Source organism: Sediminibacterium sp. FW305-C-49 (genome assembly GCF_058231085.1).
In genome coordinates this window covers 654,989-677,098 of the sequence record NZ_JBIQXS010000002.1, presented here as the reverse complement: position 1 = coordinate 677,098, position 22,110 = coordinate 654,989, and the positions used below count along the sequence as shown (strand labels likewise).

The window sequence follows — 22,110 nt, the reverse complement described above, 5'->3', positions numbered from 1 at the left end:
CTATGAAAAAATGGTGGCGTTTTTCAGGCATTTTACTTCTGTCAACTGCAGTAACTGCTCAATCCGTTCCTTCAATTGTTGGAGCGGGGAAAGCAATTGATCCTTATAAATATAGCATTGTAAAAAAAGCAAGCTACCAGAAGGCGGCTGTATCCAGTGCTCATCCATTGGCCAGTCAAGTGGGCGCTATGATGATGAAACAGGGTGGTAATGCATTTGATGCTGCCATCGCTACACAATTAGCTTTGGCTGTAGTATACCCTGCAGCCGGCAACCTTGGTGGTGGCGGATTTTTACTTGCCCGGAAAAGGGATGGAGAACTGATTGGTCTCGATTACCGCGAAGCAGCCCCTGCTGCCGCTAACAGAGATATGTACCTGGATGAAAACGGGAATGCAAAAATTTCTCTCTCCCAGAACGGACACCTCGCATCGGGTATACCTGGTACTGTAGCGGGATTATTTGCCACTCTTCCATATGCAAAACTTCCATTTGCCAAACTCATACAACCCGCCATTGACCTGGCAGAAAAAGGCTTTGTGATTTCTGAAAGAGAAGCCGTTTCGCTGAATGGCACCAGGGAATCATTGCTTAAATACAACACGAGGACTACTGCTTTTGTAAAAACAGAAAAATGGAAAGCCGGTGATACTTTAATCCAGAAAGAACTGGCAGCGACTTTAAGACGTATGCAGAAAAATGGAGCACAGGGATTTTACGGAGGTGAAACCGCAAAATTGATCGTAGAAGAAATGCAGAGAGGGAAAGGCATCATCTCTTATAATGACCTGAAAGGTTATACGGCTAAACTACGTGAGCCCATTCAATTTGATTATCGCGGACATCAGATCATTAGTTTTTCTCCGCCAAGTAGTGGCGGTATCCTGATTGCGCAAATGTTGAAGATGATTGAAAAATTCCCAGTAAGTAGTTACGGATTTCAAACTCCTAAAAGTGTTCAGTTAATGATTGAAGCAGAAAGAAGAGCTTATGCCGATCGTGCCGAACACCTTGGTGATCCTGATTTCTGGAAAGTTCCTGTTGATACACTCATCAGTGAAACTTATCTGTCGAAACGTATGCAGGATTATCATCCTGAAAAAGCCGGTAACAGTTCACAAACAAAAGCCGGACTGATTCAGCAAAGTGAAGAAACTACCCACCTGAGCGTGATTGATGCATTTGGTAATCTGGTAGCTGTTACCACCACATTAAATGGCGGCTACGGCAGCAGAACTGTGGTAGGTGGTGCCGGTTTTTTACTCAACAATGAAATGGATGATTTTAGCGTAAAACCAGGTGTACCCAACATGTACGGGGCATTGGGTGGTGAAGCAAATGCCATTGTTCCCGGAAAACGGATGTTGAGTTCTATGACTCCTACACTGGTATTAAAAAATAAAAAGCCATACCTGACCATTGGTACACCTGGAGGAACCACCATCCCTACTTCTGTATTCCAGGCACTGGTTAACCTGATTGATTTTAAAATGGATCTTGACAATGCCATCAATAAGCCGAAATTTCATCACCAGTGGTTACCGGATGAGGTGACCATAGAAAAAGATTTCCTTACTGAAACAAAGAAACAACTGGAAGCCATGGGATACAAGATCAAAGAAAGAAACCCCATCGGCAGAACAGAAGGTATACGTATTCTCAACAATGGTTTACGTGAAGCAGTTGCCGACAAAAGAGGCGATGATTCTGTTGCCGGTTTTTAACCCTCCAAAGAATGATTGATTATGCATTTTGAATCCGGTTTTTTAAAAGATTGTATCAAAAGGTTTAAATACTATAAAGAGCTTGGCGACAATACTTTTGCACAGTTAGAGGAGAAAGATTTTTTTTACCAGCCAACTGGTGAGAGCAATAGTATTGCTGTCATCATACAACATATGTATGGTAATATGTTAAGCAGGTGGACCAACTTCCTTACAGAAGATGGTGAAAAAGAATGGAGAAAACGTGATGCCGAATTTGAAACTACTGTTATGAGTAAAGAAGACCTGCTCTCCTTCTGGAATGCAGGCTGGGATTGCCTTTTAAACACCCTCGAGGGTCTTCAACCAGACGATCTTATAAAAACAGTAACCATACGTACTGAACCTCTTACTGTTTATGACGCCATGCTCAGGCAACTGGCACATTATCCTTACCATGTCGGACAAATCGTTTACATCGGCAGAATGATTCGTGATACTTCCTGGAAATCATTAAGTATTCCAAAAGGTGGTAGCCAATCATATCTTGATGCTGTAAAACAGGCACAACAACATTCAGCTAAATAAATTATTTGCATGCAACCTACTGTACGGATTATTGATACAGAAATTCTTTCCGATAACTGGTATATTCTCAAAAAGATTCACTATGAAGTGCTCGAAAAAAATGGCACCTGGAAAAAACAACAGCGGGAAGCATATGACCGTGGAAATGGAGCCACCATTTTGCTGTATAACAAGGAAAAGGGAACAGTAATACTGACCCGCCAGTTTCGGTTACCCAGTTTCATCAATGGCAACGAAACAGGAATGCTGATAGAAACATGTGCCGGTTTATTGGACCAGGATAACCCAGAAGATTGTATCAAAAGGGAAACGGAGGAGGAAACGGGTTATAAAGTATCCGATGTAAAAAAAGTATTTGAGGCTTATATGTCGCCTGGATCGGTAACAGAGATTCTATACTTTTTTGTAGCTTCTTACACCAAAGACATGAAAGTATCGGAAGGTGGCGGGGTTGCTGAAGAACAGGAGAATATTGAAGTATTGGAAATTCCTTTTACAAAAGCCCTGAAAATGATGGAAACAGGCGAAATAAAAGATGGAAAAACCATCATGTTACTCCAATATGCCGCATTGAATCAACTAATCTGATGAATTAAAGAGATTTATCGTGGTTTTAACGACTTTGGTACCGAATTTGCACTCAGAACGGTATTCTTTAAATTTGTGATAAACTCATTCTGTTCTGAAGCGAACCCTGAAAATATTAAGACGTACTTTATTAGTGATTCTTGCCCTGGTCTTATTGATCTTTATCGCTATTCAAACAGATTATGTCCAGAATACATTGGTTGGCATAGCTACCAACCGAATTTCCAAATCACTTGGTACAGAAGTAAGGATTAAACATGTAAGCATCGGCCTTTTCAATCGTTTGAATATGGAAGGAGTATTGGTGCGCGACCGCTCCCGCGATACACTCCTCTATGCAGGCAGCCTGAAAGTTCGTATTACCGATTGGTTCTTTCTGAAAGAAAAGGCTGTTTTGCGTTTTGCCGGTCTTGAAGATGCCGTAATTAAACTCAACAGAAAAGACAGTGTCTGGAACTACCAGTATATCGTTGACCATTTTTCTTCCCCTTCTTCAGGAGATAAAAAAAGTGGAGGCATGGAACTCGATCTGAAAAAGATTGATTTAAAAAATATCAGGCTGGTTAAAAACGACCGATGGGTGGGTGAGAAAATGACGCTGGAAATAGCGAGCATGGTATTAACTGCCGAAAGGGTTGATTTTAAAAAAAATGTTTTCCTGATTGATGATATTAAACTGGATCAACCACTGTTTGCCATACAGGGCTTTAAAGGACTTCGTCCAGATGCCTTAAGAAAAAACAGGCAGCCATCATTAGTCGATGATACAGGCCTGCAGTTTAATGCAGGTAATATGCACATCAAAGCAAAGCTGCTTCAGATGACAAACGGACGCATCTTTATTGATGGCAATGAGCAAAAACCTTTGGCCCATTTCGACGGATCGCATATCCAGTTAAGCAAATTAAACGGAACACTCAAACAGGTATCATTTATAAAAGACACACTTCGTGCCGATATTGATCTATCTGTCAAAGACAGAAGCGGGTTCCAGTTACAGAAGCTAAAGACAAAATTCAGGTTTACCCCACAGATCATGGAGCTTGCCTCCCTCGACTTAAGAACAAATAAAAGCAGGATCGGGAATTATTATGCCATGAAGTTTACCGACTTCAACAAAGACTTTGGCGACTATATAGAAAAGGTTGTGATGGATGCTTATTTCCGGGAAGCAAAAATCAACAGTGATGATATTGCCTTTTTCGCACCTGAACTCAACCAATTGAAACGGAATATTGATCTCTCCGGACATTATAAAGGCACTGTTGCCAATTTCAACATCGACAGGCTCTTTGCGAGGATTGGAAATAAAACCAATATTTCAGGCGGTCTTTCTATGAAGGGTTTGCCAGATATCAACAGTACACAAATCAGTTTTAGCAATGGTGTAGTGTCTACCAATTACAATGACCTGGTTAGTTTTATTCCTTCATTGAAGGAAATAAAAGAACCCAACCTTGCCGAACTTGGAAATGTGATTTACAGGGGAAATTTTAAGGGTACAGTAAAGAATTTTGTAACAACTGGCGTATTCAGTACGGAATTAGGAGGATTGAAAACCAATTTAAGTCTTAAACTCCCATCCAAGGGAGAGCCTACTTATAAGGGTAATCTTGAAACAACGCGCTTTAATATTGGTCGTTTCTTAAATACCAGTTCACTCGGGCTGGTTAATTTCAAAGGAGAAATAGAGGGTAGTAGTTTTGCGATTGATAAAATCAGAACAACACTGAAAGGAAGTATTGATTCCCTTGAATTCAAAAATTATACTTATTCAAATATTATTACCAATGGAACTTTTCAGAAAAAAGCATTTACAGGTGAACTGGAGATCGACGATCCGAATCTGAATTTCACCACATCTGTAGAAATTGATTTCTCGAAAGAAGTGCCCAGTTTTAACGTGGTAGGTGACCTGGTACAATCTAACTTAAAGGCACTCCATTTTATTAAAGACCATCTGGAAGTAACAGGTTTATTAGATGCCAATTTTACCGGAACCAACATTGATAACTTCTTAGGCACAGCCAAGTTTCTGAATGCTGCTGTAAAAGATGAAACAACAAAGATCAGTTTTGATTCTTTAAACATCACTTCTGTACAGGACGACAGCACTAAAATTTTACGGGTAGGCAGTAATGAATTCAATGCAGAAATCAAAGGACAGTTCAGCATTCTTGAATTACCTGCCAGCATTCAATCCTTTCTGCACCATTATTATCCGGTGTACGTTCCACAGCCCAAAAGTCTTCCACAAAATCAGCGCTTTAATGTTCGTATCAATACCAACTATATTGAACCATACTTGCAGATTGCAAGCAAAAGCTTTTCTGGTTTTAATGATGCTTCCCTTTATGGTAGTATTGATACAAGAAACAATGATTTACAAATAACTGCTAATATCCCCTTTGGTAAGATTGACAAATATGCTTTCAACGCAGTCCAATTAAAAGGTAGCGGAAACCTTGATACGCTTTCACTCACTGGTGATATTACCACTATTACGATAGGTGACAGCATTAGTTTTCCGGGTACAAAATTTTCAGTAAGGGCACAGGATGACCGCTCATTTGTTTCCATAAAAACAAGTGCAGACAATACATTGAATGATGCCAATCTGAATGCAGAAGTATATACACTGGCAGATGGTGCAAGGATTCAGTTTCTCCCCTCCTCCTTTGTACTCAATACAAAAAAATGGAACCTGGAAAAAGAAGGCGAACTGGTGATCAGGAAAAATTTTGTATTGGCTGAAAATGTAAAATTCACACAGGGCTTCCAGGAAATCGTTGTAGAAACAGAAGAAGAGGACGGCGGTAATACCAATAACCTGCTGGTAAAACTCAGGAATGTAGTATTAGGTGACCTTACTTCTCTTTTTGTAAAAAGTCCGAGGATGGAAGGTATTACCAGTGGCGAAATTGTATTACGCGATTTCTTTGGAAAATTCAATGCAGATGCAGAGCTTACCGCAGAACAATTCAGGTTGGATGACGACTCTGTGGGTCTCGTAAAAATTAAAACAGGTTATAACAGCAAAACTGGTTTAATTCCTTTTGATATCAGTTCTCCCAATCCGGGATTTGATTTTTCTGCCAAAGGTTCTTATAACCTCAAAGACTCCATTGGCAATCCACTTAATACAGACATTAATCTTAACGATACGAAAGTGGGTTTACTCAACCAGTTTCTCAAAGGTATTTTTTCAGATTTGTCTGGTCAGGCAAAAGGCAAATTATCTATTGCCGGTGACGCTGCAAATCTTGCCCTGTCAGGAAGGGTAAAATTATTCAATGCAGGTTTGAAAGTTGATTATACACAGGTATATTATACCATTGATTCAGCAGACATACGTTTCGAAGACGATGGTATTGATTTTGGAGTATTTGCGATCAAGGATAAATTTAACAATACAGGAATTGTTGCTGGAAAACTGTATGAAAAAGGTTTTAAGAATATGGCTTTTGATTTTGACCTTAAAACTTCCCAACTTTTATTAATTGATACAAAGCTAAAAGACAACCAACAATTTTACGGTACAGCAATAGGAAGTGCTGAACTATCCTTAAAGGGTCCAGAATCAAATGCAAAGATGACACTTAAAGCTACATCAACAGATAGTTCACACATCTATATTCCTAATTCCATCAGCAGGGAAAGTGGCAGTGCCGACTTTATTGTGTTTAAGGAATATGGTACAGAGATGGTAAATGAAAAAAAGAAATCAGGTTTTAATTTATCTGTTGACCTTAACCTGACTGCTACTAATAAAGCACAGATTGATGTGATACTGGATGATCTTACCGGGGATGTAATCAAAGCTACAGGTAATGGCACTTTAAGAATAAGGGCTGGCACAACGGAGCCCTTAAGTATCCGGGGTAAATATAATATTGAAAGAGGAAACTATGATTTCAATTTCCAGTCCGTTATCAGAAAGCCATTTATTTTGAAACCGGATGCAGGCAACTATATAGAATGGACGGGTGATCCTTTTAAAGCTGACATACGTATAGATGCACAGTACACTGCTGAGAGAATTGCATTATACGATCTTGTCTCTAATATTAATGTGAGTGGCACCGCAAAAGGTTATCGTGGCGAGGTATATGTAATTGCTGCTTTACGTGGCAAACTAAATGCACCGGATATCAGTTTCAAATTGGATTTTCCTCAGGGAAGTCCGGTTAAAAGCGATAATGAACTGTCGCAATATATTACCAGACTGGAGAAAGATGAAAATGAAATCCTTAAACAGGTTTCTTTTCTGATTGTGTTTAACACGTTTGCACCACCAAGCGTAGGAAATGGTGGTGGAAATGCCGCCAATAACTCACTTACTACTATTGGTGCCAATACGCTTTCTCAAATATTAACCAAAGAGATCAATAAAATGTTCTCTAATTTTCTGTATAAGTTAACGGGAGATAAAAGTCTGCATTTTGATTTGGGAACATCATGGTACAGTAATAATGAAATTACCAATGGTAGTGGCCCAGTTGGCGGCGCCATTAATTCCAACTCCATTGACAGATCAAGAGTGAATTTCAGATTAGGCAAGAGCTTCTTCCAGGATAAAATGAAAATAACTTTTGGGGGTGATCTTGATTTCAATGTAGGGAATTCAACAGCTGTAACAAATGGGGCTTTACAATGGCTACCCGACTTGAATATTGAATTCATTCTTTCTAAAGATCGTAAACTCAGAGCCATCCTGTTTAGTAAAAACAGCCTTGATATATCTGGAAATGGAATCGGCAGACGCAACCGTTTTGGCGCCAGCATCTCCTATCGGAAAGATTTCGATAACTTATTTGCTACTAAACCACAAGATATTCAATTCAAATCGCCAACCGACAGCACACAAACTGCAGGTGGAAAACAATAATTAAGGTAGTAATGAGGGAACGGTTTGAACTGCATTTCTCAAACGGTACACATAAAAATAACGAACCACTTTTCCTGCTCTTACCTGGTTGATGATGACAGGCTCCTCGATGCTGCTAAAATATTTTCCAAGATTGGATTTTACATCATAAGGCAGATTCGAAGCAAGAATATAATACGCATCCGCTCCTTTCTGTAAATCGCCACGATCTTTATTGAGCCATGCAAATTTGTGAAGGTCTTGTAATTCACCAATACCAATCAGTTTTATACTGCTTTTTCTTGCCGTATAAAATTCAAGATGGCCACCCGGAAACCATTTATGGGTGAGCAAAACAGCATCTTTATCCATATGCCCGGAAGCCATATCGGCTTTGTATAATTGATCAAACTGTAAACTCATGTTACGCCATCCAGAAAGATCAAGTGTTGGACAGTATTCCCCATAATTTTCTTTTTGCTGGCTACCAAAGTTTACTGGTGAAAAACGAACAAGAATAATTCCTGCCGTCAATATCACTACTAGTAACACAAAAGAGGATTGTATCCACAGTGGAAAATTTTTATTTGTACGTTGCTGCAGATACATGGCAGCCATAAAATACAGCGGAATATAAGCCGGTCCCGCCCAATGTGGCAAAGTAGGATTGAACAATGAAATGCCCCAGAATAAAATAATCATGGGAATACTCATCCACAATAGCCATTTCCTGATACGTTTTCTGGCAAAACGAATACGATTTGTTACAATACCAAACAGGGATAATAAAATCAATATAAAAAGAAAAGGGTGCTGGTATAATGCTTCCCCTGCTATTTCTCTACCCAACATATCCCATTGCAGGCTGGTATTCGTAACCCTGGCTGAATGAAATCGGTAAGTGATAAAATCATTTGTAATATTCCAATAAATAATTGGGCTGATACAAATGAGCGTTACCAGTACACCCACATACAAACGCCAGTTGGTTAACCATTGTATTCTTGTAAACAATAGGAAAGCTCCAAAACCTGCCCACAAATACAACCCGTGTACCTTACTCAATGCTGCAAGACCAATGGTGAAGCCAAGCAATAACCAGATACTCAGGTTTTCTTCTTCCCGTTTTAACAGGATATACGCCATCAGGTATAAGGAAGCCACCCAAAACAACATCTGAGGAGAGTCGGGAAGAATAAACAGGCCTGCTATAAAACCTGTATAAACAGATAGGGTATAAATCAATGCAGCAAGCCATCCCAGCCTCTCGCTGTCGAGCAGTTTACCCAATTTAAAAACGATCCAGGTGGAGAGTGCTGCACAAATAATAGCTCCGGCCCTAACTGTTACTTCATTAACCCACCATAGGTTCAATGTAGTCATTCTGATAAGCCAGCCCACCATTGGCGGATGATCGAAATGATTCCAGTCTGGTTGTATCGCATAAGTCCAATAATACACTTCATCGTTACCCAGTTCCAGGAATCCTGCAACCAGTAACTTGAGAATGGTGCTGATGACAATCAGCCAAAAAACTTTTCTGCTATATGATTGATACATGATGTTGCTGAAAATGCAAAGACCGTACCAAGAGATCAGGATTTACCCAGCAGCCATAGAATGGCCAGCTCATACCCTTTCAATCCTAAACCAATGATACTTCCTGCCGATTTTCCTGAAACGTGCGATAACTTTCTGAATTCCTCACGTGCATGTACATTACTGATATGAACTTCTACCACCGGTGTTTTAATCGCAGCAATGGCGTCACCCAATGCTACTGATGTATGTGTATACCCACCCGGATTGAGAACGATGCCATCAAAACTGAATCCTAGTTTTTGAATTTCATCAATCAGTTCCCCCTCAATATTGCTTTGAAAATAAGTAAGTTGAACCTGGGGAAATAACAACTGTAAGGAAGAAAAATATTCATCGAAAGACATGTTTCCATAAATATCAGTCTCTCTTTTACCAAGTAAATTCAAATTAGGTCCATTGATAATGGCAATCTTCATCTACCGAAGTTACTAAAAAAAACGGCCACAGATCATACACTGATCCATGGCCATTCTTAATTATAGCTTCAACACTTAATTCATTCGCTCTTTAATCATATCCAGGAAATTGTCAAACAAATACCTGCTATCGTGTGGACCCGGCGTACTTTCAGGATGATATTGTACGCTGAAAGCTGGTTTGTCTTTTAACCTGATTCCCTCTATTGACTGGTCATTCAGGTTCACATGGGTAATCTCAACATTTGGGTGATTCTTCACCGCTTCCGGATCTACCCCAAAACCATGGTTTTGTGTGGTAATCTCGCATTGACCAGTGATAATGTTTTTTACCGGGTGGTTCAGTCCCCTGTGACCATGGTGCATTTTAAATGTAGGAATATCATTCGCCAATGCCAGTAACTGGTGTCCAAGACAAATACCAAACACAGGCTTGTTTTCATTCAACAGATCTTTCACAGTGGTAACTGCATAATCCATGGCGGCAGGATCGCCCGGGCCATTGGAAATGAAATAGCCATTGGGGTTAAACTCTTTCAGCCTACTCAGTGGTGTTTTTGCAGGATGCACGCGTATATGCGCTCCCCTGTCTACCAGGCATTGAAGGATATGTTTTTTTACACCGAAATCGAGTACAGCAACTTTTACAGGTGCATTGCTGTCACCCATTTCATACTCTTCTGTTGTACTTACTGTACTGGCCAGTTCAAGACCATCCATATCGGGTACATTTGCTAATTGCTTCTTTAACTCCTCCACATCCATGATCTCAGACGAGATAATACAGTTCATGGCACCTTTTGTACGGATATGGGCTACCAATGCACGGGTATCAATATTGTCGATCGCAACAATCTGGTTGGTCACCAGGTAATCATTCAGGTTATTGTCGGCCTGTATACGGCTGAATTGTTCCTCCAGATTACGGGCAATAAGTCCATGTATCTTCACGCTACTGCTTTCCACATCTGTTTCTTTCACGCCATAATTACCAATATGCACGTTATTCATGATGAGTACCTGACCGGTATAACTGGGGTCAGTAAAAACTTCCTGGTAGCCGGTCATACCGGTATTAAAACAAATTTCTCCCGTAGTGGTACCTGTTTTACCAAATGCATGTCCATAAAAGACATGACCATCGGCCAGTACCAGAATGGCGGGTTGTTTTGATTGGGGCATAATTGTTTACGGTTTTACGGTGCAAAAAAAAGAATTGTTGGTTAATCTACCGGAATAAAGTTTCACACACTTGTTTTTTCTGGCGAACACATAAAAAAAGCAAGACGGTTAAGTCTTGCTTTCTTATATAGAAACTGTTTTTCCAATTATTCAGCTGCTTTATCGGTTGAAGGAGTTTCTTCGGCAGCAGGTGTTTCAACTGCAGGTGCTTCAGCGGCTGGAGCTGCTTCGGCTTTCTTGGTTGTTGCACGGCTACGACGAGTTTTCTTGGCAGGTTCAACAGCCTGGGCAGCAGTCTTACCATAAATTTCGTTGAAGTCTACCAGTTCAATCATTGCTTTCTCCGCATTGTCACCCGGACGAATGCCGAGTTTCAGGATACGGGTATAACCACCTGGGCGGCTAGCTACTTTTGGACCTACTACTGTGAACAGTTCTTTCACAGCGCTTTTGTCTTGCAGATAGCTGAACACCACTCTATGCTGGTGCATGATGGTTTCTTTGTTATCAGACTTTTTTGTTTTGGTGATCAACGGCTCAACATATGTTCTCAGTGCTTTAGCTTTAGCCAAAGTAGTGACGATACGTTTGTGTGTGATCAGTTGACTAGCCAGATTGGCCAGTAATGCTTCCCTGTGTGCTTTCTTACGACCCAGGTTGTTGATTTTGTCTCCGTGACGCATGACTTGTTGTTTTTATACCCTGCACCGTGTCAGGAATTGCAGGATGTGAGTAATAGCTTTCAGCTACAAGCTTCAAGCTACAAGTAAAATTTGCTTGTGGCTTGAAGCTTGCGGCTTGAAGCTTAATTGTCTAAGTTATCCAATCCTAATTTATTCAGATCCATTCCAAAACTCAGACCACGTTCAGTTAACACCTGCTCAATTTCTGAGAGTGATTTCTGACCGAAGTTTCTGAATTTCATCAGGTCTTCCTGCTCGTATTGTACCAGTTCGCTCAGACTGTTGATCTTGGCGGCTTTCAGACAGTTGAAAGCACGTACAGAAAGATCGAGGTCTTCGAGTGGTGTTTTCAATACTTTACGCAGTTGCAATACATGCTCATCAACCACATCTTCTTTCTTGTCTTCTTTGTTATCGAAAGTGATGTTTTCATCGGTGATGATCATCAGGTGCTGAATCAGGATACGTGATGCCTGTTTTACTGCATCTTCCGGATGGATGGTTCCATCGGTAGCTACATCGAGGATCAATTTTTCGTAATCGGTACGCTGCTCCACACGATAGTTCTCAATCCCGTATTTCACGTTCTTGATGGGTGTGTGAATAGAATCGATTGCGATATATCCAAATGGCGCATCTTTTACTTTGTTTTCTTCAGCAGGAATATAACCACGACCACGTGAAATGGTGAGTTCAATATCCATTTTAGCAGAAGAATCCATGGTACAGATCACCAGCTCAGGATTCATTACCTGAAAATGCTGTGAAACCTCTCCCAACATACCCGCTGTAAATTCAGTACGGTTTTTGATAGAAAGGCTGATCTTTTCAGTGGCTACATCATGCTCTACATGCTTCTTGAAACGTACCTGCTTCAGGTTCAGGATGATTTCGGTAACATCTTCTGTTACACCTTTCATGGTAGCAAACTCGTGGTCTACACCCTCGATTTTGATACCTACGATTGCATATCCTTCCAAAGAACTCAGTAATACCCTTCTCAGTGCATTACCAATGGTGAGACCATAACCTGGTTCTAATGGACGGAATTCAAATTGACCTTCAAAATCAGTTGCTTTTTGTAAAACGATTTTGTCGGGTTTCTGGAAGCTTAATATGGCCATATTAAAACTTGGTTTTTTACTTGATTGGTGGTGGAAACCATTATTGATTTCCGAATATTAATAAGTCAGTAGTGAATAGTGAGTAGTGAGTTTATACTCACTGCTCACTACTACCTACTCATTATTTAGAATACAATTCGACGATCAGTTGTTCCTTGATGTTCTCAGGAACATTCTCACGCTCTGGGTAGGTAATAAAGGTACCTTTCTTCTCAGATTCGTTCCAGTCGAGCCAGCTAAACTTAGGGTTTTTACCACGGGTCTTGCTAACGATAGAAGAATTGTCTGCACTTTTTGGTTTGTAAGCAATGATATCACCTGGCTTACAAGAGTAAGAAGGTACATTCATTACTTCACCGTTTACAGTGATATGTTTGTGGTTTACCAACTGACGTGCTTCAGGACGGCTGGCTGTTAATCCCATACGGAATACAGTATTATCCAGACGAGCTTCCAGTAATTTGATCAGGTTTTCACCGGTAACACCTTTTAAGCGGGCTGCTTCTTCAAATGTTTTACGGAACTGACGCTCTAATACACCATAAGTGTATTTAGCTTTTTGCTTCTCTCTCAACTGTAAAGCGTATTCGCCTAAGCTTTTACGTTTACGGGCAGCACCATGCTGACCTGGAGGGTTGCTGTTCTTACCTAACCATTTGCCATTGCCCAGGATAGGTTCACCGAAGATTCTGGAGATTTTGGTCTTTGGACCAGTGTAACGTGCCATTTGTTTTGTTTTGCGATTTTTTAATGACGATCCGGTATCTTAAAAATCTAAAATTGATACCGAACCCTATTTTAAATTGAGGATGTCTGATGGCTGATGTCGGATGTATTATAACAAATCCGACATCAGCCATCTTAGATCCTACATTCAATTAAACTCTTCTCTGCTTAGGAGGTCTGCAACCATTGTGTGGCAATGGGGTTACATCTTTGATAGATATAACTTCGATACCTGATTGAGAAATAGAGCGGATAGCTCCTTCACGACCGGCACCCGGACCTTTTACAAATACATCTACGCGTTTCAGGCCAGCTTCCATTGCTACTTTAGCAGCATCGGCAGCAGCCATTTGGGCCGCATATGGAGTGTTCTTTTTTGATCCCTTAAAACCCATTTTACCAGCACTGCTCCAACTGATTACCTGACCGCTTTTGTTGGTAAAGCTGATAATGATGTTGTTGAAAGTAGCAGAAATACGTACTTCACCAGCCGCATCTACTTTTACTACTCTTTTTTTGGCAGCAGCTTTTGCACTGTTCTGCGCTTTTTGTGGTTTTGCCATGTTTGTTTTTTGAGGTAGTCGTCCCGATCAGATCGGGATTGGTTTAACAATGAAAAATTCCGCCCTGGGCGGAAACCGCTACACTCTCCTTCCCACCTGAGGTGGATTATCCAAGCTGTAGAGGATTTGTATAACAACATGATGCTGAAATGAAACCATTCCAGCATCATGCAATCATTTATTTCTTAGGTGCCTTCTTCTTACCGGCAACTGTTTTACGCTTACCTTTTCTGGTACGGCTGTTTGTTTTGGTACGCTGACCACGAACAGGCAACCCTTTACGGTGACGTAAGCCACGATAGCAGGCGATATCCAGCAAACGCTTGATATTCATTGATACTTCACTACGCAACGCACCTTCTACCTTAAACTCATTGTTAATGATGTTACGGATAGCAGTCTGCTCATCATCATTCCACTCATGTACTTTCTTATCTAAGTCAATACCAGCTTGGGTTAAGATATACTGAGCAGTTGAACGACCGATACCAAAAATGTAGGTCAGACCAATTTCGCCTCTTTTGTTTTTTGGTAAATCAATACCGGCAATACGAGCCATATTCTGATTTTAATTTAATACTTAAATACTGGTACCATCAACCGGGATCGGTTAACAGTACATGAAATTATCCCTGACGTTGTTTGTAACGGGGATTCTTTTTGTTAATCACGTACAACTTGCCCTTTCTCTTCACGATCTTGCAATCTGCACTACGCTTTTTGATTGAAGCTCTGACTTTCATTGCTTTATTATTTATCGCTTTACTGCTTCCGGCTTTCAGCATGAGCCGACAGCGTTCCGCAAATGTTTACTTGTATCTGAAAATGATCCTTCCCCGGCTTAAATCGTATGGACTCATCTCAACCCCTACTTTATCACCCGGTAAAATTCTGATGTAATGCATCCTCATTTTACCTGAGATGGTGGCCAGGATTTCATGGCCATTTTCCAACTTCACCCGGAACATAGCATTGCTCAGGGCTTCCAGAATTACTCCATCTTGTTTAATCAGCGGTTGTTTCGACATACTATTTTTGGGGCTGCAAAGATATTAGTTTGCAATGGAAATATGAAAATTTCGGGGAAAAAATTCCCGATTTTGTGGAAAATAGGGTAAAATAGTGGCCCTTAGCCCCTTATAAAGGCAAATATAACTCATCTGAACAGGGCCACCGGCAGAATAATTTCCCAATAATTGGCCGATGTGGGTCCACTAAACTGCTGGTCGAGCAGTCGGCTAAACCTTAACCCGAAACTAACCGGCTCCTGGTTCCACCATTTTGTATCGAACATCAATTCGCCCCCCATCGTTCCAAAATGAAATTTCCGGCCCGTTCTGAGGCTTTTCCCCACAGACTGGTCATAAAAGACATTCATCCGTACCCGCTGAAAGTAAACCAATTGCCCAAAACCCCAATCTGGATACAGCAGGGGAAAATGATAATTCACCCCGATTTTATAGGCTCTTGGGAAATTGACCGAACGGTATCCCCTGGAAAAAGGGAAATTATCTGAGAATATATACTGGTTCAGGGTATCTCTGCTTTGTATGGCACCCGTAAACACCAGATTATGGGTTGGGCCAAGTCCGGGCAGATAAATAGCCCCACTTACCAACATCTGCCACGCATTGGTTTTTCCCAGCGCCGTTCGGTACCGGGTAGAAACGGCATGCCCCCATCTCGGGAATATTTGCCTTAGGGCCTTTTGCGACTGGGCTGAATAGGATACACTAAAATCAAGGTAATTTACACTGGCATCTTTCAACAGGTTTTTGGCAATGCCAGTCCATTTTACCGAGTTGGTATTAAAAGTCGATTGAAAAACCAGACTTCGATAATTCCTGCCGGATGTGAGGTTCAATGGTATACGCAAGCCGGCATATGCCGACAGTTCATCCCAATGCACCAATGTGTCGCGGTTAAGATAAGCCGATCGTTGCCAGGTTTTATTGGCTCCATATATTCTTTGTATAAAACTTCCCCCATAAGCCATATCGAGTCCTACTTTATGACTGCCCTCATTTTCATTATATGTATACGCCAATTCCGTTAAGAAAGTATTCAACACATTTTCTCCGTAAAGTGTAAAGGAATATTCCGGACGGTCATAATACGGACGCCAGCTATGAATATTGATCAACTTTTTAATTTTTTTATACGGACTTACGCTGAAATCTCTTGCCTTCAGGTTTTCACTAAATCCAAAACCTGCTGATGAAATACTGTTACCTGTGTATAATGGTTGCATTACATGCTCAACCGGGGCCTGTTCCCATTTTGGAACAAAAGATGCCAGTCTGAATCCATCCGCCGTAAAAACGGAACCTACCAGTTTTCCTTCCCTTAATACAGCCTGGTAAATACCGGTTGGATAGGAAGCCAGTCTGAATGGACCTTTTACATTTGTTCCATCATCAATGATACTCCAGAGTTCATCACGTCCCTGAAATGTATTGGTAAATAAAAGTGTATCCCCCTGCAGCTGTAAATAACCGATGACACGATTGGCGCTCGCCATTATTGCTCTTTCATTTTTCCCCGAACTGTTGTACCAGCTAATTCCCATATCTCCATTTAACAGTCTGTGAACAGCATAAAAACCATTTTCATTTTTCCCAAAACGCGGATAAGAATACACTTTATCGTTTGATGAAAAAATGGTGTCGGTCTTTCCGGTTACCACATCAACTTTTACCATTGAACTACCCCCATCGGTATGCATGTCGATGGCCAGTATTTTTTTCAGGTCGGAAGAAATATCAGGAGAAAATAAACGTGTACCTGTTCGAACAACCTGTTCTGTTTGTGAAATAAGGTCAAAAATTTTCAGGGTATTGGTTTCTACATTGCCCCAGCGTATATCGGGACGATAACTGGTATATACAATCTTATTATTCCGGTACGAGTAATAAGCATCGATGGCAATATCTCTCACCCTGATATTTGCTTTTGTACCTCCGGGTAATACTTTGGTAAAAGTTGGAACGGCTGTATAACTGTTTTGCAGTGTAAGAATGGAACCGTCTTCCATAAGGTAGGGAAAGCGATAGTTTAAGACATTGTTTTTTTCCGTGCTGGTGATCCAGTCCGGTTCTTCTGTAGCCGGGAGGTTCCACTGGGATCTAAAATACCCCAATGCATTATTGACAAACTGGTCAAAAGATACACCTGTATGTTTTTTGATAGCACCCTGGAATGGATAAATCAGTGGTTTAAAACGCGCAGCATCATTGGTTACTTTTTGCCAGATATCATCCCCATATTGTTTACGGCCATAAGCCACCAGCAAATAACCAAGATCATAATGATTAGGTACATAATGTCTCAAAGAACCATTGCGCAGTTTCATATAACTGTATTGCTTAGCTGAACGGTGCAATGACATATAACCATTAAAGAACTCAGGCAATTTACCTCTGCCCTGTTCTGTTAACTGCGTTTCACTATATACTGCATCTCCTTCAAAAAACCAGTCAGGGATACTTGCTGCATTGGCTACTGCCTGCCCCTCTTCACCCAAAATAACCGATGCCAGTTTAGATAATCCTTTTTTGAAATTACCATACTGCTGTACATGTCTGTATTCATGAATGGCGAGGTTATTGACCCAGTCGTATGCGCCGAGTTCAAAAGCACTCTGGGGAGCAGTAGTATAGAATTCGCTCCTGAAAGGTGCGAGTCCTACATAAGCATTTGAAAAAAGACTGCGGTGTTGTAAGACCATGTTTACTTTGCGTAGCTCAGGGCCTAAAGTATTGAGGTTATTTTGTTGCAACCCATGCACTATCCTTGCAATTTTCTGTGCCTGTTTTTCATTGCCTTCCGGGAATATGACTCTTACCGTATCGGTATCAATCTGTTTCCATCGCTGACGTGAAGGGTTACCTCCAAAACGCTGGGCCATCAGTTGCAATGAACTTAGGAAAAAGAAAGCCAGTAAAAAAGCAGAACGCATGTGCCTGAATTTATCAACAAGATACATAAACGATGAATTGCGGTAACTATCTGTTGAAGTACTCCAACAAAAAAGGACGCCAACAACAGGCGTCCTCACACTGGTTTTACCAGAATTACATAGGATCTCTGGTAAGATGGATTTTGGTCATATCCAAATAATGATTTTGCAACTGGTGTACATAATGCACATCTGGGTGATGTCTCCTGTCTTCCCGGTACCACATTTCAATCTTCGAAAAATCTCCAGATTGTGGTGTGACCAGTCGAAACGACCCCTTCATATATTTCACAGAACCATCGTCGTTGGGTTGTTTGGCAAAACTGAGTTTCAACAATGCATCTTCATTGAGCGGAAGCGGATGCAGGTGATCGGTACTAAACCAGAATTCCTGTACATCTGTCTGTACACAAACCTGTTTTTCATCTCCGTTCAGGCGGACTACTTCCCCCTCCCACATTTTTCCCTCATATTCCGCCAATACGTAGTCCCCGATTTTAATGTCGCTGAATTTAATCATATGGCAATTCGTTTTAGGAGCATAAGTTAAGGAATTTTTGAATTGGAAGAAAGTCCGGGAGACGGGAAGTCCGAAAGTCTGAAAGATTTTATTAAATAAGCCCTTGCCAGTGTTCCTCCGTGTCTTCAGTGGCAATAAATGATTCAGCGGAAGTTCATAGCCCTGAAGACACAGAAGGTCACAGAAAAAGTATTTATTTTTTGGAGGTCTTCTTTTTTAGTGCTGCTTTTTCCAGGTTTTCCAGTAGCCTGAATTTTACAATCATGGTAATGAGTTTGACCGGCAATGGCTTATCCAGCGGGAATTGGATAGCACCTTTTGAAGTAACATATTTTTCAAGTTCTTTTTCAAAATTCAACACGCCGGATGATGTCGGATAAAACCCGATATGGTTTTTCATCGCCGCAAAATATACCAGATTACCCTCCTGGAAGAAACAGGGCATGCCATAACTGATTTTCTCTACTGCTTTTGGTACGGCTTTTTGAATGATAGCCCTCATCTGCTTCAGCAGCTTCTGTTTATCGGCCGGAAAATCGGCGATATAGGCATTGATGTTTTCGTAGGCTTTCATCATGGCGTGAATGGTGAATCGTCAAAGGTGAATGTCTTGAAAAATTAATACAATTATTTGAAACAATCTATATTACGCATTCACCATTGACGATTCACGCCTCCTTATTCCGCCCAACTCATAGTATACCCGGGGTTTTCAATTTCCAGGGCTTCCACGGTTAGTTGTAAAGGATGGAAAGTATCGACCATTACAGCCAGCTCCTGCGTTTCTTTCTTACCAATACTTTTTTCCACTGCGCCTGGGTGCGGACCATGTGGAATACCGGCCGGATGTAACGTGATCATTCCTCTTGTTACATTCTTCCGGCTCATAAAATCACCATCAACATAGTACAACACTTCATCACTATCAATATTGCTGTGGTTATATGGCGCAGGTATGGCATCGGGATGATAGTCGTACAACCTCGGACAAAAACTACATACCACAAAATTGTGCGCCTCAAAAGTCTGGTGTACCGGTGGCGGCTGGTGCACCCTTCCGGTAATGGGCTCAAAATCATGTATACTGAATGCAAACGGATAACAATAGCCATCCCATCCTACCACATCAAATGGATGGTGTGCATAATGAAGCCCATACTGTATTCCTTTCTTTTTAGTCTGGATAAGGAAATCACCTGCTTCATCAAAACTCAGAAGGTTTTGGGGTGTGCGGATATCACGCTCACAAAATGGCGCATGTTCCAGTAGCTGTCCGTATTTGCTTACATAACGTTTGGGATAACGGATCGGACTAAAACTTTCTACAATCAACAACCTGTTCTCAGGTGTATCGAATTTGATCTGGTAAATGGTGCCTCTTGGAATGACAAGGTAATCACCATAAGCAAAAGGCAACTGCCCATATTGCGAAAGGAGCACACCACTTCCTTCATGTATAAAGATCATTTCATCTGCATCTGCATTTTTGTAGAAATAACCGGTCATACTCTCTCTAGGTGCAGCGAGTACAATATGACAATCATTGTTTACAAGAACAGGTTTACGGCTTTTGAGATAATCGTTTTCGGATTTTATATTAAAGCCTTCAAAGCTTCTGTGTTTCAGCATTTTTTCTTCTGCTACCCTTGGCTGTACATTTACCGGCTCATCCGTATGAATGATTTGCGTAGGTGGGTAATGATGATACAATAATGAATAATCATTGCTAAAGCCTTCCGTTGAAAACAATTGCTCTGAATATAATGACCCATCAGTTTTTCGAAACTGTGTGTGACGTTTATGAGGTATGGTGCCTAATGTATGATAGTGTGGCATAAAATAAAATTACAGGTTACAGGAAACAGGATTCATTGTCGTTGTGGTAAACCCAATATTTTATTCACCGCAGAGCGGCGGAGAAAGAGGAGTTTACGCAGGGGCATTAGTATTCCACGAGTGCAAGGGAGAGCATCAGGAAATAATATTTCCATGCGCGTTTATCGATCCAGTAAGTAAAATTTCGTTTAAATGGCATAGGTTGCAATCTCTGAGTGAAATTAGCAAAGTTTATGAATGATGTAAGTAAAAAATTACACACAGCGGGACTCGTAGTGTTGGAGGATCGTAAACTATTGCTGGCATACAGTAAGCGAAAACAGGCTTTCTACCTACCCGGAGGTAAACTGGATAAGGGTGAAGATGCCGTTTCAGCCCTCATCAGGGAAATTAAAGAGGAACTCTCCATCAATATCTCACCAGAAGAACTGAATTTTTATTGCCATATTTCGGCGCCTGCCTACGGAGAACAACCTACTGTGATGATGGAGCAGGATTGCTTTCTTTATACACTCAAATCTACTCCGATCGTAAATGCTGAAATTGAAGCCATCCGTTTTTTTAGTTTTACAGCGTTTAAGAAAGAGGCGGTGCAGGTCCCGGGTGTTTTATTACTATTTGAACAACTGATTCAGGATGATAAAGTTGATGCATAGATGAAAAGAATCGGCATTATATCAGACACACATGGGTATCTCGACGATGCTGTATTTCAACATTTTAAAGACTGTGATGAAATATGGCATGCCGGCGATTTTGGCAACGATGCAGTAGCTGAACAATTACGTCAGTTTAAACCACTTCGCGGTGTGTATGGAAACATTGACGGTCAGGATATCCGTTCTGTTTACCCGGAACTATTAGAATGGGTTTGTGAAGATGTAAAAGTGATGATGTTGCATATAGGTGGTTATCCTCCTAAATACAATAGCCGTTCAAAACCGCTTATTATTTCAGGGAAACCTCAGCTATTCATCAGCGGACATTCGCATATCCTGAAAATCATGTTCGATGAAACCTTACGATGCCTCCATATTAACCCCGGGGCTGCCGGCAAACAAGGCTGGCATAAAGTACGAACACTGGTAAAGATTGATATTGAAGGCAAAGACATGAAAAACTGCCAGGTAATAGAACTCGGAACAAGGTAAGCAGTAATCTTTCCCAGCCCCCACAGTAGTTTTTTGGCCGCTCATCCCAATTTAACAGCTATATGCTTATACCAGGATACTATATTAGGCAACTAAAACATACCACTATGCATGCAACATTTTTACGTCTGTTACTAAGCGCTTTACTGTTTTGTTCCCTGCAAAATTTTACCATGGCACAAACCAATCCTGAAGAAGCTGCAGTAAAAGCCTGTCTGGAGAACTATATGAGTGGCGTTGGGGATCGTGTGGAGAAAGCTTTTCATCCGAGTGCTTTTATGAAATATGTAGACATCAGTACGGGTGAATTCAAGGATGTGCCCATTGCTGATTATATTACCCGTGTAAAAGCCGGCTCCGGTCCCGGCAAAAGAACCATTGGTATCCAGTCGCTCAATATTGAAGGCACTGCGGCAAATGCCAAAATTAAAATTGAGACAGACACCGTGATTCTTTACGATTACATGAACATGCTCAAGATTAATGGGGAATGGAAAATTGTAAGTAAGATATTTTCAAGGGTGAACAAATAATGTGTTAGCCACAGATTCGTTCGCTTCAGGCAATAAATCTGTGGCTAAACTTCATCTATCTTTTGTATCT

At 41.0% G+C, this 22,110-nt stretch carries 21 protein-coding genes; 7 read left to right on the top strand and 14 right to left on the bottom strand.

Translation table 11 applies throughout. From position 1 onward, the window contains the following. Window positions 1-2: 2 nt before the first annotated feature. The 4 genes from ggt (at window position 3) to ACH3Z1_RS10380 (ending at window position 7,767) form a co-directional block, all read left to right on the top strand. A complete protein-coding gene (gene ggt, locus ACH3Z1_RS10395) occupies window positions 3-1,724 on the top strand; it encodes a gamma-glutamyltransferase (RefSeq protein WP_490821866.1) in 1,722 nt (573 codons plus the stop codon). Window positions 1,725-1,745: 21 nt separating this feature from the next. Further along, the gene (locus tag ACH3Z1_RS10390; RefSeq protein WP_490821865.1) at window positions 1,746-2,291 is read left to right on the top strand and encodes a DUF1572 family protein; all 546 of its coding nucleotides are present in this window, start codon (window positions 1,746-1,748) and stop codon (window positions 2,289-2,291) included. A gap of 9 nt (window positions 2,292-2,300) precedes the next feature. Beyond that, window positions 2,301-2,879 (top strand): GDP-mannose pyrophosphatase NudK, encoded by a 579-nt coding sequence (nudK, locus tag ACH3Z1_RS10385; RefSeq protein WP_490821864.1) that lies wholly within the window; start codon window positions 2,301-2,303, stop codon window positions 2,877-2,879. Between the two features lie 289 nt (window positions 2,880-3,168). Further along, complete coding sequence (locus ACH3Z1_RS10380) at window positions 3,169-7,767, top strand: hypothetical protein (protein ID WP_490821863.1); 4,599 nt, start codon at window positions 3,169-3,171, stop codon at window positions 7,765-7,767. On the opposite strand, the gene ACH3Z1_RS10375 is transcribed toward ACH3Z1_RS10380, so the two are convergent. The 14 genes from ACH3Z1_RS10375 to ACH3Z1_RS10310 form a co-directional block, all read right to left on the bottom strand. After that, window positions 7,768-9,306, bottom strand: coding sequence for an ArnT family glycosyltransferase (locus ACH3Z1_RS10375; protein ID WP_490821862.1), 1,539 nt, complete (start codon window positions 9,304-9,306; stop codon window positions 7,768-7,770). 35 nt (window positions 9,307-9,341) lie between these two features. Beyond that, window positions 9,342-9,764 carry a type II 3-dehydroquinate dehydratase gene (gene aroQ / locus ACH3Z1_RS10370; RefSeq protein WP_490821861.1) on the bottom strand — a complete coding sequence of 141 codons (423 nt, stop codon included), beginning with the start codon at window positions 9,762-9,764 and terminating at the stop codon, window positions 9,342-9,344. Window positions 9,765-9,839: 75 nt separating this feature from the next. Further along, a complete protein-coding gene (gene carA / locus ACH3Z1_RS10365; RefSeq protein ID WP_490821860.1) occupies window positions 9,840-10,946 on the bottom strand; it encodes a glutamine-hydrolyzing carbamoyl-phosphate synthase small subunit in 1,107 nt (368 codons plus the stop codon). A 146-nt stretch (window positions 10,947-11,092) separates the two neighbouring features. After that, a complete protein-coding gene (gene rplQ / locus ACH3Z1_RS10360; RefSeq protein ID WP_490821859.1) occupies window positions 11,093-11,629 on the bottom strand; it encodes a 50S ribosomal protein L17 in 537 nt (178 codons plus the stop codon). A gap of 122 nt (window positions 11,630-11,751) precedes the next feature. Then, complete coding sequence (locus ACH3Z1_RS10355; RefSeq protein ID WP_490821858.1) at window positions 11,752-12,753, bottom strand: DNA-directed RNA polymerase subunit alpha; 1,002 nt, start codon at window positions 12,751-12,753, stop codon at window positions 11,752-11,754. 121 nt (window positions 12,754-12,874) lie between these two features. Further along, window positions 12,875-13,480: a 30S ribosomal protein S4 gene (gene rpsD, locus ACH3Z1_RS10350; protein WP_490821857.1), complete on the bottom strand. Its 606-nt coding sequence runs from the start codon at window positions 13,478-13,480 to the stop codon at window positions 12,875-12,877. 151 nt (window positions 13,481-13,631) lie between these two features. Next, window positions 13,632-14,042, bottom strand: a complete 411-nt coding sequence (gene rpsK / locus ACH3Z1_RS10345) for a 30S ribosomal protein S11 (protein WP_490821856.1) — start codon at window positions 14,040-14,042, stop codon at window positions 13,632-13,634. Between the two features lie 178 nt (window positions 14,043-14,220). Next, complete coding sequence (gene rpsM / locus ACH3Z1_RS10340; protein WP_490821855.1) at window positions 14,221-14,601, bottom strand: 30S ribosomal protein S13; 381 nt, start codon at window positions 14,599-14,601, stop codon at window positions 14,221-14,223. 67 nt (window positions 14,602-14,668) lie between these two features. After that, complete coding sequence (gene ykgO, locus ACH3Z1_RS10335; protein ID WP_026774906.1) at window positions 14,669-14,785, bottom strand: type B 50S ribosomal protein L36; 117 nt, start codon at window positions 14,783-14,785, stop codon at window positions 14,669-14,671. Window positions 14,786-14,851: 66 nt separating this feature from the next. Then, on the bottom strand, window positions 14,852-15,070 hold the full coding sequence (infA, locus tag ACH3Z1_RS10330; protein ID WP_026752042.1) for a translation initiation factor IF-1: 219 nt from the start codon (window positions 15,068-15,070) through the stop codon (window positions 14,852-14,854). Window positions 15,071-15,198: 128 nt separating this feature from the next. Further along, window positions 15,199-18,000, bottom strand: coding sequence for a hypothetical protein (locus tag ACH3Z1_RS10325; RefSeq protein WP_490821854.1), 2,802 nt, complete (start codon window positions 17,998-18,000; stop codon window positions 15,199-15,201). A 115-nt stretch (window positions 18,001-18,115) separates the two neighbouring features. Continuing rightward, entirely contained in the window at window positions 18,116-18,520 is a 405-nt protein-coding gene (locus ACH3Z1_RS10320) for a hypothetical protein (protein WP_490821853.1), read from the bottom strand. Between the two features lie 193 nt (window positions 18,521-18,713). After that, complete coding sequence (locus ACH3Z1_RS10315) at window positions 18,714-19,097, bottom strand: iron chaperone (RefSeq protein WP_490821852.1); 384 nt, start codon at window positions 19,095-19,097, stop codon at window positions 18,714-18,716. A 101-nt stretch (window positions 19,098-19,198) separates the two neighbouring features. Further along, window positions 19,199-20,356: a homogentisate 1,2-dioxygenase gene (locus ACH3Z1_RS10310; protein ID WP_490821851.1), complete on the bottom strand. Its 1,158-nt coding sequence runs from the start codon at window positions 20,354-20,356 to the stop codon at window positions 19,199-19,201. Between the two features lie 233 nt (window positions 20,357-20,589). Here ACH3Z1_RS10310 and ACH3Z1_RS10305 point away from each other — a divergent pair, with 233 nt between their 5' ends. The 3 genes from ACH3Z1_RS10305 to ACH3Z1_RS10295 all read left to right on the top strand — a co-directional run bounded on the left by ACH3Z1_RS10305 (window position 20,590) and on the right by ACH3Z1_RS10295 (window position 22,040). Continuing rightward, entirely contained in the window at window positions 20,590-21,012 is a 423-nt protein-coding gene (locus tag ACH3Z1_RS10305; protein WP_490821850.1) for an NUDIX hydrolase, read from the top strand. Then, complete coding sequence (locus ACH3Z1_RS10300; RefSeq protein ID WP_490821849.1) at window positions 21,013-21,507, top strand: metallophosphoesterase family protein; 495 nt, start codon at window positions 21,013-21,015, stop codon at window positions 21,505-21,507. Between the two features lie 107 nt (window positions 21,508-21,614). After that, a complete protein-coding gene (locus ACH3Z1_RS10295; protein ID WP_490821848.1) occupies window positions 21,615-22,040 on the top strand; it encodes a nuclear transport factor 2 family protein in 426 nt (141 codons plus the stop codon). Window positions 22,041-22,110 lie beyond the last annotated feature (70 nt).